Here is a 15,549-nt window from a genome sequence, read left to right on the forward strand (position 1 = left end):
CTCTAATATATAGTAACTAAAACCTATATCTATAGTTTATTTCACTATTTTTATATTTTAATTATTAATATAATCTTTAATTAAAAACTATATGCCTCATTAAGTAATCTTTGATTTTATATGAAATATCTTAGATAAAATACTAATTTACTACAAATTTCTTTCACAAAGTAGACAGTAATTATTAGAAGAAATAATGATTAAATAAAAATATTTTAAATTAACATCTTGAAAAATTTTATATTTAGTATTAAAATAACAATAAGATAATACATAGTTTTGAAAACTACGTATTATTATATCAATACATTTTAGAGAGGATGGTTTTTATGTTTAAAAAGTTTAGAGATCCAGTAAGTGGTTTAACTCATTTGTTTGGAGCTATCATGTCTATAGTAGGGCTTATAGTATTAGTCAATTCCTCAATATTTCAAAATAGTCCTTTGCATATTACAGTTTTTGCAATTTTTGGGGCAAGTTTAATATTATTATATAGTGCTAGCTCTATATATCATTTGGTAACAACTTCAGAAAAATCCATTAGAATATTAAGGAGAATAGACCATTCAATGATTTATGTCTTAATTGCAGGTAGTTATACTCCTATTTGTTTATTGGCCTTAAAAGGAACCTTTGGATTAACCATGTTAGCTATTATTTGGGCTTTAGCTATTATTGGGATACTAGTTAAAAATTTTTGGTTTTCTGCCCCAAGGTGGATATCTACTGGTTTTTATTTAATTATGGGTTGGCTTATAGTTATTGCAATATTTCCATTATCTAAAACTCTTTCCTCTGGTGGCCTATTTTGGTTAATAAGTGGTGGAATTGCCTATTCTATAGGTGCAGTAATTTATGGTACAAAACGACCTAAAATCGCTAGTAAATATCTTAATTTTCATGATATTTTTCATATATTTGTACTTATGGGTAGCTTATGTCATTTTATACTTATGTCAAATTACATAATGTATATATAAAAAAAGGATAACCAGCATGGCTATCCTTTTTTCATTTATATTTTTCTCTTTATAATAAAAAATCAGCTCTTTAAGTAAATTTGGACCATTTTTTTGATGGTATTTACTTAAAAAACTGATTTCAATAATAGTTTATACATAAACTATTTAGTATAGAAATGGTTTTAATTTTTATATTTTACCTTACATAAAATATATTACACAAGTTATATCTAAATATTATAGTGATATTTTTCCTATTGCCAGTAAAATTATCATAGCTATTCCTACAAATACAACTATAGCTGTACCGATTTTCTCCATTGATGTATACTTTTGTTTCTTTTCCTTCTTGGCCTTATTGAAAACTATTACTCCAGAGGCATACATTATAAATGCAAGAGCAAAGTATTTTATTCCACCTGCATATATACCATATATTGTATATACAGAAGCTAAAATTGCTATTATTTTATTTTTCCCACTTATCTTTTCTTCATTACACACCTTTATAGCATATAATGCTGATAAAGTATAAGGAATTAACATACAAGTAGTTGCTATGGCAAATACTAAACTATAAGCTGATTGTAATTTATCTGAAAGTAATGCGCATAAAAATACTTGTGTTATAATATTTGTAAATATTAATGAATTTATTGGAACTCCTGCAGTGTTCTCTTTAGCAAACCATTTTGGCATAACTCCATCTTTAGCTGCTACATATGGTATTTCTGCTGCAAGCATTACCCAACTTATTAACGCTCCAAACAATGATATTATAAGACCTAATTTAACTATTATAGCTCCTGCTCCTCCAAAAACTGTTTTGGATAAAACCTCTGCTAGAGGAGTTCCTGATGCTACAAGTTCCTTAGCTGGAATAATCCCCATTGCAAGTAAGGATATTGAAACATAAATAAGTAATGTAATTAACAAACTAATTACTGTGGCTTTCCCAACTATAGCCTGTGATTCTGCTTTTTCTGAAAGAACTACAGATGCTTCTACACCTATAAAACACCAAATTATAGTTCCCATAGCACCATTAACCTGTTTAAATGTAGATGTTGCTTCTCCAGAACTTGCAAGTACTGTGCTCCAGTTTGAAACTGTAAATAATTCTGGCTTAAATATGAATATACCTAATATAACAACCAATGTTAACGGTAATAACTTACCTATAGTTACAACTGCATTTATGATCCCTGCATTTTTTGTTCCCTTTGTTTGAATATAATGCACAGCCCATAATAATAAGGATGCTGCTATAAAAGAAACTATTGGCTTTAGTTCACGCCCTGGCCCTAATAAACTATTTATAGTTTTAAACATTAAAACTATAAACGCAATATTTCCAAGCCAAGCAGAAAGCCAATATCCCCAAGCTGAGTTGAAACCCATAAAGTCTCCAAATCCATCCTGTGCATAGGAATAAATTCCACCTTTTAAATCTGGCTTCTTATTGGCAAGAAATTGGAATACTAGTGCTAAACATATAATTCCAAATCCACCTATTATCCAAGCAATTAGAGCTGCTTGTGGATTAGCTTTTGTTATTAAGTCTGTGGGACTGTTAAAGATCCCGCCGCCTATCATAGAGCCTATACCAAGAGTAATCAAAAGTCCAAGACCTAATTTTTTATCTTGTGTTCCCATTTTCAAACCCCTTTTCTAAATGTATATAGATTATTATACAAAATTATATAGATTGCTATGGAAAATTATATAGATTATGTTAACATAATTATACAAATTATGTTAACATATCTAAATAACTTGGTTATCTTTGGTTATCTTAAGTTATCTCTATGAAGAGGCATACTCATGCATCTTGGGCCGCCTCTTCCTCTTGAAAGCTCTGCACTTGGCATAGTAAGAACATTAATGCCCCTCTTAGTTAAAAGTTCATTTGATACATAGTTTCTTTCATAAGTTACAACAGTTCCTGGAGCTATTGCAAGTGTATTTGACCCATCATTCCATTGCTCTCTTCCTGCTATTATAAAGTCTCCACCACCACATTGAATTAACTCAACAGATGGGATTTCAAGAGCTGAAGCTAATATTTTTTCTAATGGATCTGTATGATGTTTAAATCTTAATGTTCCATTTTGACCCTTAGTAACTTCATAAACGCTAAGTGGACCTTGTATTTGTGGATGAATTGTAAATTTATCATAATCAACCATTGTAAATACTGTATCAAGATGCATAAATGCTCTACAGTTTGGTATATCAAATACAAGAACCTTTTCAAAACTTTCATTTTTAGCAAATAAGCCTTTAGCTACTATCTCAATGGCTTCAGCTGATGTTCTATCACTGCATCCAATAGCTACAACCTTGTCTGAAAGGATAAGCTCGTCTCCACCTTCTATTGAATAAGGTAGCGTTCTGTTATACCATAAGCTAGTTTCGCCATTAGCAAAATTTTTGTGATATTTATGAATGTATGTTAAAAATAATGTTTCTCTTCTTCTTGCTTCTGTTTTCATTGTATTAATTGTCATCCCAGATCCCATTGAAGCTGCTGGGTCTCTTGTGAAATAAAGGTTTGGCATTGGATCAAGGTAGAATGGATAACTATCCTGCATTAACTCTATTAATGAAGTAGCTTCTTTAACTTCAATAGCTTCCTTTCTAACTCCAGCCATTAATGTATCAACCATTTCTCTTGTTGGCATTTTAAGAAGATATTCCATTAAAGCTTCTCTTATTACTTGTGATGTTATCTTACTTTCTGTTAAAAACTCTTCTAAAAACTCTTTCTTTATTTTGTCATCTTCTAAAGTTTCTGCTGTAAGTTCTTCTAAGTAGAAAACTTCAGTTCCATTTTCCCTTAGAATTTGTGCAAATCTATCATGCTCTTCCCTTGCAACTTTTAAAAAAGGTATATCATCAAATAGTAACCTCTCAAGATATTCAGGAACTAGATTTTCAATTTCTGCTCCTGGTCTGTGAAGCATAACTTTATTAAGCTTTCCTATCTCGGAAGTTATATTAATAAAAGAACTCATATTTTTTTCCTCCTCTTGAGTACTCATGTACTAGTTATTTATTTAACATTTGTTATTCATTATACATACAATGCATAATTAATTCAAATTGATATTTCTAGTCAAAAATATGAATAATTAACTGTATTTTTACATTTTTCTTCATTTTTTATATGTTTTTCTTAGATTTTAGACGGTTTTTACAGGTTTTTAAAAATATTCTGTATATTATTCATGCAATCTATATTTTTAAAAATGTATATGCTATGTATAATTATTCATTTTTCTATGTGTTTTATACTGTATATAAGTTTTTTTCATGATTTATAGTATATATATATTTATTTATGCATATTTGTATCGTTTACTTTTCTTATTTATTCATTTAATTATTCATACATATAGAATAATTAAACAAATTATTTTTTATATATTTTTTATATATTTTTCTTAATTTTTTTAAATTTTATTATTTTTCAAATTAAAATCACTAGAAATTAATCAAAATGTTTATTAATTTCTAGTGATATATTTTTAGAATATTTATTTTTGGGCCATTCTTGCTTAAAAGTAATTATTCTAAATAAACTTTAGCAAGCCTAAAAGTCACTTAATAAAGGTATTTTAATTATTATCTTTGCTCCTCCTTGATGTGAATTTTCAATAGTTAAAATTCCATTATGTTGTTTTACAATAGAATCTGCAATATAAAGCCCCATACCCCAATGTGTTTTTGATGTTCTACCTGAATCTCCCATATAAAATTGTTTCTTAGCAGCTTTTAAATCCTCATTAGAAAATCCTTTACCACTATCAATAACTGAAAATTCAACAGAGTCACTTTTACCTTCAACATAAAAATATAAATTACTATTACAGGGTGAATAGTCCACTGCATTAGAAATTATATTTATTATAGCTCTATGCATAGCTTCTTTATTTATGATTATATTTTCTGGTATATCTTTTTGTTCGAACTTAATTTGTAGTTCCTTTGGGCCCGCAAGAGCAATTAGTTGATTATAAATGTCATGAACAAATTCCTTTGTGTTAGTTTTCTGTAATTTTCCTAAAAACTCTAATTTCCCTTTTGACATATCAATAAGCAGTTTTATATACTTTTCAATCTGTATTGAATTCTTTTCGATAAACTCAATATATTCTTTCTGTTCATTATTAAGATAAGACTCTTTTAAAAGTTCAGTATTCCCTTTAATAATAGTTAAAGGAGTTTTGATATCATGAGCTAAAGAAGATATCTGATCTTTTTTAGTCTTCTCTAAATTCCACTGCTCTTTTAGAGATTTCTTTAGTTCCTCTTTCATATCGGAGATAGAACATAACACATCATTAAATTCCTTTATAGGAGAATTTCCAATGTTAAAATCTAAATCCTGTTCTTTTATTTTTTCAGTAGCCTCCATTAAAGGAATTAAATTATTTTTTAAATTTTTTGCAAAAACTATAGAAATAATAAAAGCCCCAATTAAACATCCAAAAATAAGAATTGCAATTAATAAAAATTCTGGATTAGGAAAATATTCATTCATCCATTCTGAAGAATAGCTCATTTTAATATAATATTGCAATACACAAAAGCCATCTTTTCTCTCAATAAAATAATAACTTTTCTTATCTCCATTTTTTCTATTAATGCCTTTAGCATATAAAGTTGCTTGTTTTAAATCTTCCCCTTTAAGATCTGTTTTAATGACCTTAAATTCTTTATCAAATACAGCAAATTTACACCCATTAGGAATCATGTCTTCTGTAATTCTTTCTGCAGATTGGAGTATAGGCTTTGCTCGTCTTGCTAAATCTTCACTATAATTAGCACTATTAAAAATATTCATTTGCATCCCTAAGCTTGCAATAATTATTTCAATTATTATTGCTACAAAGAAAGTAAAAGCTAATGCTAATAGATATCTAAGAAAAACAGTTTTTAATGTGGCCTGTTTTTTATTTATACCCATTTGTACCCAATCCCCCAAACAGTTTCTATTGGTGACATATCAAAAATTTTTAACTTAGCCCTAATATTTTTAATATGCTCTGTAATAGCAGAGCTGTCACTTTCTCCATCATAACCATAAATCGCTTCATATATCTGTTCTTTAGAAAACACCTGCCCTGAATTTCTCGCCAGGTATTCACATATAGCATACTCTCCCTTTGTGAATGGAACCTTTACATCGCCTATTTTAATTTCCTTGCTGGATAGATTAAATATAATATCTGAAGCTACAAAAATATGACGTTTTTCACGATGTTCTCTGCGCAGATGAGCATTTACTCTAGCCCTTAATTCTCCTACTCCAAAAGGTTTTGTTATATAATCATCCCCACCAATTCCTAATCCAAACATAATGTCACTTTCCATAGTTTTTGCCGTTAAAAAAAGAATTGGACAGTCTACCCTCTCTCTAATTTCCTTACACAAAGTAAATCCATCAATATCAGGCATCATTACATCTAATAAAATCAAATCAAATTTTACAAAATCATTTAATTGAATATCTTTTGCTTCTTTTACTGTAGTTACTAAATGATTATCTTTGGAAAGAACATTTTTAATAAGAATTAAAATATCTTCCTCATCATCAATTGCAAGTATTTTTGACATAATATCCTCCTGTATTTATTATATTTTTATTTTTAATTATAAACTACTCTATTAGAAAAAAATACAGCTTGTTATTGATAATATATACTGTATTTTTTAAGTTCCTATTTAATTTATAATTTTTAAATTTAATAATTAACATCCTATACTTTTTCTTTAGGAGTAATTTAATCAAATAATTCTCCAATAAAAAAACCTATCTTTTAATAGCCTAACTGTAGCTTAAAATAAGAATTAATTGCCTTTTATAAACATTTTATCTTTAGCCTTATTACCAAGCTTTTCTATTTCCCTTCAGATAATTTCTTTATTCATAAGATTTTCTACCTTCCCAATACTTAAACCATAAAAGGCTAGCTATTAAAGCAATACATATTTCAAATATCATAATAAAAAATCCCCTGCTCACTTCTCTAGACACAATATTGTAATTTGAAGGATCTATTATTTTTAACATAGTATAGTCACAAAATCTAACTCCAAAGGCCCAAGGTGTCCACTGCCATACTCTGTCTCCTAAACCTGTAAGCATTAGTGCTGAAAGTAAAGTTCCAGCAATGCCTAAGCCTATGGAAGCTCCTCTCCCCAATTTAAGGGTTACTAATACATGTAAAATATAAATAAAAATATTTGCTACAAATAAAACAATTGCTTCCTGTACATAAAACATAGCATCCATCTTTTTAAAACCAAGTGCAAAAACTCCTATAACAATTATTACAGAAAAAATTCCTAACAAAAGTAATAAAATCAATTTACTTAGATAAGTAACACTCTTGCATTTTGTGCTGCTTAAAAGCATTTGAAAATTTCCTGCTCTCTCCTCTTGTTCTATAACCATGCCACTCATTAAACCTATTAGTAATGGAAATACTATTGCCACTGTCTCTAAGTACCCACAGATTGAATCTATATTTCCTTTAGAACCAAAAGAATAATAAAGTAAAAATAAAAAGGAACCTAAAATTGGAATAAAAACATGTAGCCATAAAATAGGAGTACGTTTTAGTTTGTAAAAATCCGATTTTATACATCTAAATAAACTGATCATACTTAAGCTACCTCCTGATTCTTGAACCAATTGGTTGTAATAAGCATAAGAATAATAAATAATAAAATAGCCATACCAATTCCTATAGGAATGGCATTAGGATTTAATAATGAATTTCCTGGTTCTGCAAATAGTCCATTTGGTAATATTCCTAGTACTGGACACATTAATCGAGTTGTCCATGTGTAAGGACATAACCACCATAAAGACTTAGACACCATACTTATGCTGAAAATCACTCCCGCTCCAACATTTATTAATATAACTCCAAAAGCTCCAAGCTTTTTTGATAAGAATAAACATAAAGGGATCTGCCATAAAGATGTTATAACCATAATAATAGTAGCCATTACAGCATTTAAAACCGGAATATTGTGAACCCCATTAAAGAATACTCCAACTAAGTTAATACCAATTAATAAAACCACACAAGCAATAAATAAATTCATAGAAATCATAACATTTTTAGCAATCCAGACTTTTCTTAAATCAATAGGTAAAGAAAATACAGCTCTATAATTTAATTTTTTTTCCTCCTTTTGATGTACAAAGTAACAACTTAAAGCAATAAATCCTGGCAAAATTAATAGATACCACCAATTAAATGCACAAGCTTGATACCACAATGGGGATAAAAATGCAAGTAACAAAACAGTAATTGGAGCTATATAAATGTTCTTTTTCCCAAAAGTTCTTCTGCATTTAAACTTTTCAGCTTTTATATAATTTAACATTCTTATGCCCTCCTTTTTTTATTCTTTTTTACTACTTCTGTGAAAAGTGTTTCTAAATTCTCTGAAGGATTAATTTTTGCTTCATATCCTAAGATCCCATTACTTATAATTCCAATGTGGTCTGCAATAAGCTGAACCTCCGCTAAAATATGACTAGATAAAATAACTGTTATTCCTTGCTTTGGAAATGATCGAATTAATTCACGTAACTCTTGAATACCAATAGGATCAAGACCATTTGTTGGTTCATCTAATATCAATAGTTTAGGATTGTTAATTAGAGCAATGGCAATCCCTAAACGTTGCTTCATACCCATTGAAAACTTACCAGCGGTTTTTTTACCTGTATTGGTTAAATCAACAATTTTTAATACCTCGTCAATCTGTGAGTCTTTTAATCCTAAAAGAGTAGTACGAACTTTTAAATTTTCCCTTGCAGTTAAATTTTCATAAAGGGGTGGAGCTTCAATAAGAGCGCCAATACTCACTAAATCCTTTCTAGTCCAATGATGATTGTCAAATATAATTTTCCCAGATGTTGGACGTAACATTCCTGTTAACATTTTTAACATAGTAGATTTTCCTGCCCCATTAGGCCCTAATAATCCATACACAGAATTCTCTCTCACTGTAATTGAAATATTGTTTACTGCATGCTGACCTTTAAAGACTTTACAAATATCTTTTGTTTGTAAAATATATTTTTCCATATTAATCATCCTCTCCTTCTGTTCAATATTTACTCTAAACTATAATCATAAGGATTTTATAAGGATTTCAGAAAATACTTATTCTGCTTCTATAGCCATTACTAAAATAAATTAATATAACTGTAAATTACAAATTAATATGAACATTTAAAGTATAAAACAATTTTATTTTCTAAAATTAAAATCACTAAAAACCAACTTAGTCTATAGTTGATTTTTAGTGATTTCTTTTATAATATTCGTATTATCAAGAGAATACTAATGAGTATGAATTTGTTCTAGCACTTTTATATATTTTGAATTTCATTATGAATTAATATTGAATTTTTTAATTAAATTAACTCCTATTATACCTCCTAGAGTTAATGAAGGTAAGAATACCCAGCCAGATAAAGACATACTAGATATAGCAGCATATAAAGCTCCAATATTACAACCTGAAGCTAATCTTGCTCCATATCCCATAAATATACCTCCTAAAGCATAAAAAATTATATCTCTTAATTTAAAACCTCTCTTAAAAGAAAAATGTCCTGCTAAAAGCGGAGATATTAAAGCTCCTATTATTATTCCTAAGTTTCTCATAGAACCTGGATCATTAATAAAACCAGCATTTATAGTTTTCATCTTATCTGAAAAATATGGCCAATTAGAAACATCTACTATTCCTAAAGATTGGTAAAGCCAAGCTCCCCACTCTACAAATGTAGAAGTAACTCCCCAATTTTTGCCTGTAGTTAACAGTATTACTTCAAACATTATCATTAGTAAAACTGCTCCTGTATAAAAAGACCATCTTTTCACAAAAAATTTATGATAAGTTTCCTTACTAAAAAATTTATATTCATTAGTCTCTGGCAATTCCTGTTGCCAGCTATCATATTCTAAAGGTATATATGTGTTTTCTCTTTTTCTCTTATTTTCATATTTCTTAGTAAATATATAAATTCCTAAAAATCCTAACAAAGAAACTGAAATAGCTCCCATATATCCAAAAACATCTGGCAAATACACACTCTTATTCCAGGTATAAATAGGAGTACTTTTCCACCATGGCATGTCATGTGCTCCCCATAGAGAACCTGTTATAAAGAATAATAATACTATAAGAGCTCTGGCTTCCCCTTCACCGACATCTGTTAAAGTACCTGAAGCACATCCTCCACCTAGCATCATACCAATTCCAAAAAGTATTCCCCCAAATACTGTAGCTAAATTTACGGGATACACACTTTGAGTTCCAGGTATTATTTTAACTCCCTCTGAAGCTCTATAAGCTACTTCAGCTCCATTAACATGAGCTCCATAATGAATAGCCGCTGTAACTATTAATGAAATAGAAAAAAGAAAAAGTAGTGCTTTAGTAAGACTTGATTCTCCTGTAACGTATAGCTTTCTTATACCTCCTGCAAAACCAAATCTTGATCTTTGCATTAAATAACCTATGGCAAGGCCACTTATTAAAAACAATCCTAGCTTATAATTTCTATTGGACTGTACTATAGCAAATATGATCATTAATATTGAAATTATAAATCCTGAGAATATCTGTTTTTTATTCATAAAATCATTCCCTCCATCCATGTTAATTTAATTCATTATTATAACTAATAGGCTAGTTAAGAATTACTATGGTTCAATTGAGATAAAAGCTCCTTTTGAACCATAGAATCCTTATAGTTATTTAAATAAGCTAGATTACTCAATTTCTAATTTTATAAAAAGTTATAATCTGTAAGAATTTTTTCTCTTTTAGTAGTTATGTCATTAAAGTATTCATAAAAAGAAATTCCTAAAAATCCACCAGAAACGTTATAAATATTTTCATAACCTAAATTTTTAAGAGCCTTTAATGCGTTATAACTTCTTTGAGCACTTCTACAGTGTAAATACACAGGCTCATCTTTAGGTATTTCATTTATTCTATTTCTTAACTCACTAAGAGGTATATTTTTTGCACCAATAATATGACTTAATTCATATTCATGCTTCTCTCTTACATCTATAATTAAAGCTTTTTCTTTTACGATATTTCTTATATCTTTTTCTCTAACTTGTCTAAATTCATCTTGCAATAAATTACATGCTACATAGCCTGCAAAATTTACTACATCTTTAGCAGTTCCAAAGGGTGGTGCATAGCATAATTCTAAGTCTCTTAGATCATCCACAGTAGCTCCAAATTTAATTGCTGTAGCAATTACATCTATTCTCTTATCTACATTTCCTTTACCAATAGCTTGTGCTCCTAATACTTTTCCTGTAGGAATTTCGAAAATTAATTTAAAATGTAGAGGCTCACAATCTGGCATTAATCCTACCTTATCTCCCGGTATCACCTTAGCCACCTCATATTTTATGTCTAATTTTAATGCTTCTATCATTTCTTCATTAAGTCCTGTGGCTGCTGCATTATAATCGAAACATTTAATTACTGAACTTCCTATAAAACCTGTATTCCTAACAACTCTTCCATGAATATGATCTGCCACCTGTCTTGCTTCTTTTTGAGCAGGTCCTGCTAAAGGTAGTTTAGTAGTTTTTCTAGCTAGGGCATGATAAACTTCAATAGCATCTCCTACTGCATATATATCCTTATCGCTAGTTCTATAGTTTTGATCTACTTTTATAGCTCCAGTTTCTCCAATTTCTAATCCTGCTGCCTTTGCAAGTCTTGTATCTGGAGCTACACCTATGGCCATAACCACAGCCTCAGCCTGTACTTTTCTTCCAGATTCTAAAACTACTGTGTCTTTTTCAAAAGCACTAACCTTATCTTTTACAATTAAATTTACACCATTATCATAAAATTCTTTGTGTAAAATTTGTGCCATATCATAATCAAAGGGTTTCATAATATGAGGCATAGCTTCAATTAGAGTAACATCGTTTCCTGCTTCTTTTAAATTTTCAGCAACTTCAACCCCTATAAAACCTCCTCCAATAACAGATATGTTTTCAACTTTTTTATTTTTTAATTTTTCACTTAATCTTTGTATATCCATTACATTTCTTACTGTAAATACATTTACATTTTCAATCCCTTTAATTGGTGGAACTATTGGCATTGCTCCTGGAGATAAGATTAATTTATCATAATTTTCAGAATATCTTTCTCCTGTTAATGTATTTTTAACTATAATTTCTTTTTTATCTCTATTAATTGTTATAACTTCATTATTTACTCTAGCCTCTATATTGTATTGAGCTTTAAATTGTTCTGGAGTCATAAGTACTAAACTATTGGAATCCTCTACAACCCCACTCAAATGATAAGGTAAGCTACAATTTGAAAAGGATACATAGGGATCTTTTTCAAACATTATTATTTGATCTTTTTCACTAAGTCTTCTAAGTCTAGCTGCGGTAGATGCACCACCAGCAACTCCTCCTATTATTAAATATTTTTTGCTCATAATTTATACCTCCATTAAAATATACTCTACAAGGTATTAAGCCCCTTATAATGGCTGTATTTATAAATAAAACTTATTGATCACTTAATTTTATAATTTTGTATATCCTTATATACAAATATACAAAGAGCAGTTATATTTATTGTTGCTACAATGAACATCAATAAGTCCACTGCATCAAAAATCATATCAAAATTTGATACACTTAATAGCCCCGAAGCTGTTACTAAGCATATATAAAATACTATCCTCTTATTTTCATTAAAATAAATAATTGTATTAATAAAATGATAGGAACTTAAAACTGTAGTAAAACCACAGGTTAAAAAAAACATAATTATTATACTTTGTCCTAAAAAACCCGTAACTCCATAAGCGCTGTTTAAATAACTAGCAATTCTATCTAATCCATCTCCTGATAAAACTACCCCGTTAAGATTATATCTTCCATAAGTAAATACATAGGACGTTATTATAATTGCATTACATATAGTAATAATAGTTGCAATGGTCTGAATCATAGCCTCTCTCCTGGGAGAATTCATCATATCTGAACTAGCTAAAGCACTGGTTCCTAATCCTGTTTCACTTACTTGGATAATCCTTTGAAATCCCACAATAAGTCCTATAGGAATACCTGTAGCTGCAGTCTTAAAGGTTAAGAAATCTCTCCAAATTATAGATAAATACTCTGGTATAAAACTCCTTGTTACAAATAAAAATACTAAAAAGAATCCTGCATATAAAATAATTAATAAAGAAACAAGAGAACCCAATACATTAATAAAAAGTTTATAGCTTTTGGTTAAAACTATAGAAGATACTATAAATATAATTGGTATAACTATAAAAATTAATCTACCCTTAGTCGTAAAGTTATAGTTGAAATTTTGTTTAGCAAAAATTTTAACTACACTTTGAACTCCTGTCATTTGAAAACCTGTAAATCCAAAAGAATATAATATAGCTAAAGATACTGCATAAACAGCTGCAACTTTTTTATTAATATATCGTTCTATAAAATTCCTTGGAGTTTTATTTATTACTTGAGTAAAAAAAACCTCTGAATAAGTTAATGGAATGAGTAAAATCATGCCAATAATAACCCAAAGTACTACGGCCTCTCCACCTATACCATTTTGGGAAGTCTTCCACATGGCAGCTAATACTCCTATTACAGCTCCTGTCCCAATCTTTGAAGATAATGAAATTGAAAGGGCATTTTTCACTTTATTAAACTCTATCTTACTAGAATCTTTTTTGCTTATTGCATTAAAAAAATTTTTTCTTTTATAATTTACATATAAAGCTGCTATTATTATAAAGGGCAAAAAAATGTTCCATAAATTTGTACTTAAAAAATTTACTGCTTCTCCAAATATGTTGATTATACTTATCCCCTCTCTTTCCTATTTATTTTTATACAAATGTAGATTATAATGAAAATAATAAAGTGTGTTTGTTAATTTTCTCTCAATCCCTATTTTTATTATAATATCATTGCACCCTATTTTATAATAAGTAAGTGTTATACTGCATAACAGTTACTTATATATCAGTTATCTAAAATTATTAATTCTAAGGATGTGAACATATATGAATTTTGAATATCTCCAATCTTTTTATATAACTGTAAAATATAACAGCATATCAAAGGCAGCTGAAGCTCTGCACCTTACCCAACCAGGGCTTAGTATGCAACTTAAAAATCTTGAAAAAGAAATTGGAGCAGATCTATTAATAAGAAGTAATAAGGGAGTGAGACCTACAGAGGAAGGTAAAATTATATACAATTATGCGGATACTATTCTATCTATGAAAGACAATATAGAAAGGGATATTAAAAATATAAAAAAGACTAGACCTAGATTAATCATAAGCTCTTGTAAAAGTGTGGGTGAATATGCACTACCTTGCAGCATATACATTTTTAAAAAGTTTAATAAAGAAGTGGACATAGATATGGAAATATTAAATTCTACCGAGGTTATGGAAAAATTATGTGATCATTCTAGTAATATTGGAATTATTCAAGATCTGCCTAAGGATAAAAGTATAGATGCAAAACTTATAACCTCAGATGAATTAATTTTGGTGGGAAATAACGGGTATAACAAAGATAGTATTACTTTAGAAGAATTAAAAAATTTACCCTTAATTTTACGAGAAAAAACATCTAATGCCACATATTTAGTAAAAAAAGCTCTTTCTGAAAGAGGAATTAGTATAGATGACTTAAACATTGTATATAATCTTAACTCTCCAGAAGCTATTAAGTCTTCCATATGTGCTGGAAAAGGCTTTGCTTTCTTACCTAAACTAACGGTGAAAAAAGAGTTAAAAAAAGAAAGTATTAAGCATATAAATTTGGAAAATATAGATATTAAATTTAATTATTATGTAATATTTCGAAAAAATTATGTATTTACCAAATATGAAAAAATGTTTGTTGATTTTATAATATCTAGAAAAAGAGGATTCTGCTAAAAAATATTAAAGAAGTTTATATTATCTATTTTATAATATAAACTTCTTTAATATTAATGTGCCTATAAAGGCTCCTAAAGTAATAAAAATCCAATATACCCAACCATGTAAAGAAAAAGATGATATACCTATTAAAAAGCTACCAATATTACATCCAGAAGCAAGCCTAGCTCCATAGCCCATGATTATACCACCTATTAAAGCAATAATTACTTGTTTTCTATTTTTAATTTTTTTTATATTAAATTGAGAAGCAAATAAAGTTGCTATTAAAGATCCTATAATAACTGCTATATTTAAAATAGTAAATTTATTTATAATTAAACTATGATTTAATAATATCTCCTTATATTGTACATTAAATATACTAAAAAAATCCCACTTCAAAGGTTTAGCTCCCAAAAAGTCTAGTATTGCTGCACCCCATAGCAAAAACCCACTAGTGACATGCCACGCAACCCCCGTTATTGCTAAAAGAGCTACATTTAAAATACCTAGCAAGATTCCACCTATCCAATAAGGCCAGGGCTTTTTTAATCTATCCTTTATGCATTTCATATTTTATCC

General features: G+C 28.8%; 13 protein-coding genes. 2 read left to right on the top strand and 11 right to left on the bottom strand.

The annotated features are described in order from the left end of the window. Positions 1-329 precede the first annotated feature (329 nt). Positions 330-980 (top strand): PAQR family membrane homeostasis protein TrhA, encoded by a 651-nt coding sequence (trhA, locus tag ACYUEW_RS08110; protein WP_042385106.1) that lies wholly within the window; start codon positions 330-332, stop codon positions 978-980. Positions 981-1,199: 219 nt separating this feature from the next. On the opposite strand, the gene ACYUEW_RS08115 is transcribed toward trhA, so the two are convergent. From ACYUEW_RS08115 to ACYUEW_RS08160, 10 genes are all read right to left on the bottom strand, one after another. Then, positions 1,200-2,618: a basic amino acid/polyamine antiporter gene (locus ACYUEW_RS08115; RefSeq protein ID WP_257413306.1), complete on the bottom strand. Its 1,419-nt coding sequence runs from the start codon at positions 2,616-2,618 to the stop codon at positions 1,200-1,202. A gap of 134 nt (positions 2,619-2,752) precedes the next feature. Then, complete coding sequence (arcA, locus tag ACYUEW_RS08120) at positions 2,753-3,979, bottom strand: arginine deiminase (protein ID WP_061326027.1); 1,227 nt, start codon at positions 3,977-3,979, stop codon at positions 2,753-2,755. A gap of 578 nt (positions 3,980-4,557) precedes the next feature. Beyond that, positions 4,558-5,934, bottom strand: coding sequence for a sensor histidine kinase (locus tag ACYUEW_RS08125; RefSeq protein WP_460276543.1), 1,377 nt, complete (start codon positions 5,932-5,934; stop codon positions 4,558-4,560). Further along, positions 5,925-6,584 carry a response regulator transcription factor gene (locus ACYUEW_RS08130; RefSeq protein ID WP_265204019.1) on the bottom strand — a complete coding sequence of 220 codons (660 nt, stop codon included), beginning with the start codon at positions 6,582-6,584 and terminating at the stop codon, positions 5,925-5,927. The genes ACYUEW_RS08125 and ACYUEW_RS08130 overlap by 10 nt, the downstream gene beginning before the upstream one ends. Before the next feature lie 307 nt (positions 6,585-6,891). Next, entirely contained in the window at positions 6,892-7,635 is a 744-nt protein-coding gene (locus ACYUEW_RS08135; protein ID WP_265204018.1) for a lantibiotic immunity ABC transporter MutG family permease subunit, read from the bottom strand. A gap of 2 nt (positions 7,636-7,637) precedes the next feature. After that, on the bottom strand, positions 7,638-8,369 hold the full coding sequence (locus ACYUEW_RS08140; protein WP_460276544.1) for a lantibiotic immunity ABC transporter MutE/EpiE family permease subunit: 732 nt from the start codon (positions 8,367-8,369) through the stop codon (positions 7,638-7,640). A gap of 2 nt (positions 8,370-8,371) precedes the next feature. Further along, positions 8,372-9,079 carry a lantibiotic protection ABC transporter ATP-binding protein gene (locus ACYUEW_RS08145; protein WP_460276545.1) on the bottom strand — a complete coding sequence of 236 codons (708 nt, stop codon included), beginning with the start codon at positions 9,077-9,079 and terminating at the stop codon, positions 8,372-8,374. 306 nt (positions 9,080-9,385) lie between these two features. Then, a complete protein-coding gene (locus tag ACYUEW_RS08150; RefSeq protein ID WP_460276546.1) occupies positions 9,386-10,642 on the bottom strand; it encodes a YeeE/YedE family protein in 1,257 nt (418 codons plus the stop codon). 152 nt (positions 10,643-10,794) lie between these two features. Beyond that, positions 10,795-12,495 carry an FAD-dependent oxidoreductase gene (locus tag ACYUEW_RS08155; RefSeq protein WP_460276547.1) on the bottom strand — a complete coding sequence of 567 codons (1,701 nt, stop codon included), beginning with the start codon at positions 12,493-12,495 and terminating at the stop codon, positions 10,795-10,797. An 80-nt stretch (positions 12,496-12,575) separates the two neighbouring features. Continuing rightward, positions 12,576-13,826: an alanine:cation symporter family protein gene (locus ACYUEW_RS08160; RefSeq protein WP_460276548.1), complete on the bottom strand. Its 1,251-nt coding sequence runs from the start codon at positions 13,824-13,826 to the stop codon at positions 12,576-12,578. A 265-nt stretch (positions 13,827-14,091) separates the two neighbouring features. Between ACYUEW_RS08160 and ACYUEW_RS08165 the strand changes: the two genes are divergently transcribed. Further along, entirely contained in the window at positions 14,092-14,982 is an 891-nt protein-coding gene (locus tag ACYUEW_RS08165; RefSeq protein WP_460276549.1) for a LysR substrate-binding domain-containing protein, read from the top strand. A gap of 30 nt (positions 14,983-15,012) precedes the next feature. Here the strand turns inward: ACYUEW_RS08165 and ACYUEW_RS08170 are convergent, their stop codons facing one another. After that, a complete protein-coding gene (locus tag ACYUEW_RS08170) occupies positions 15,013-15,540 on the bottom strand; it encodes a YeeE/YedE thiosulfate transporter family protein (protein WP_460276550.1) in 528 nt (175 codons plus the stop codon). Positions 15,541-15,549 lie beyond the last annotated feature (9 nt).

The organism is Clostridium sp. CTA-1 (assembly GCF_054768215.1).

Coding starts and splice junctions, on each gene's coding strand:
- ACYUEW_RS08125 (WP_460276543.1), bottom strand. CDS start 5,934: ATGGGTATAAATAAAAAACAGGCCACATTAAAAACTGTTTTTCTTAGA.
- ACYUEW_RS08135 (WP_265204018.1), bottom strand. CDS start 7,635: ATGATCAGTTTATTTAGATGTATAAAATCGGATTTTTACAAACTAAAA.
- ACYUEW_RS08150 (WP_460276546.1), bottom strand. CDS start 10,642: ATGAATAAAAAACAGATATTCTCAGGATTTATAATTTCAATATTAATG.
- ACYUEW_RS08170 (WP_460276550.1), bottom strand. CDS start 15,540: ATGAAATGCATAAAGGATAGATTAAAAAAGCCCTGGCCTTATTGGATA.
- ACYUEW_RS08130 (WP_265204019.1), bottom strand. CDS start 6,584: ATGTCAAAAATACTTGCAATTGATGATGAGGAAGATATTTTAATTCTT.
- ACYUEW_RS08165 (WP_460276549.1), top strand. CDS start 14,092: ATGAATTTTGAATATCTCCAATCTTTTTATATAACTGTAAAATATAAC.
- ACYUEW_RS08155 (WP_460276547.1), bottom strand. CDS start 12,495: ATGAGCAAAAAATATTTAATAATAGGAGGAGTTGCTGGTGGTGCATCT.
- ACYUEW_RS08140 (WP_460276544.1), bottom strand. CDS start 8,369: ATGTTAAATTATATAAAAGCTGAAAAGTTTAAATGCAGAAGAACTTTT.
- arcA (WP_061326027.1), bottom strand. CDS start 3,979: ATGAGTTCTTTTATTAATATAACTTCCGAGATAGGAAAGCTTAATAAA.
- ACYUEW_RS08115 (WP_257413306.1), bottom strand. CDS start 2,618: ATGGGAACACAAGATAAAAAATTAGGTCTTGGACTTTTGATTACTCTT.
- trhA (WP_042385106.1), top strand. CDS start 330: ATGTTTAAAAAGTTTAGAGATCCAGTAAGTGGTTTAACTCATTTGTTT.
- ACYUEW_RS08145 (WP_460276545.1), bottom strand. CDS start 9,079: ATGGAAAAATATATTTTACAAACAAAAGATATTTGTAAAGTCTTTAAA.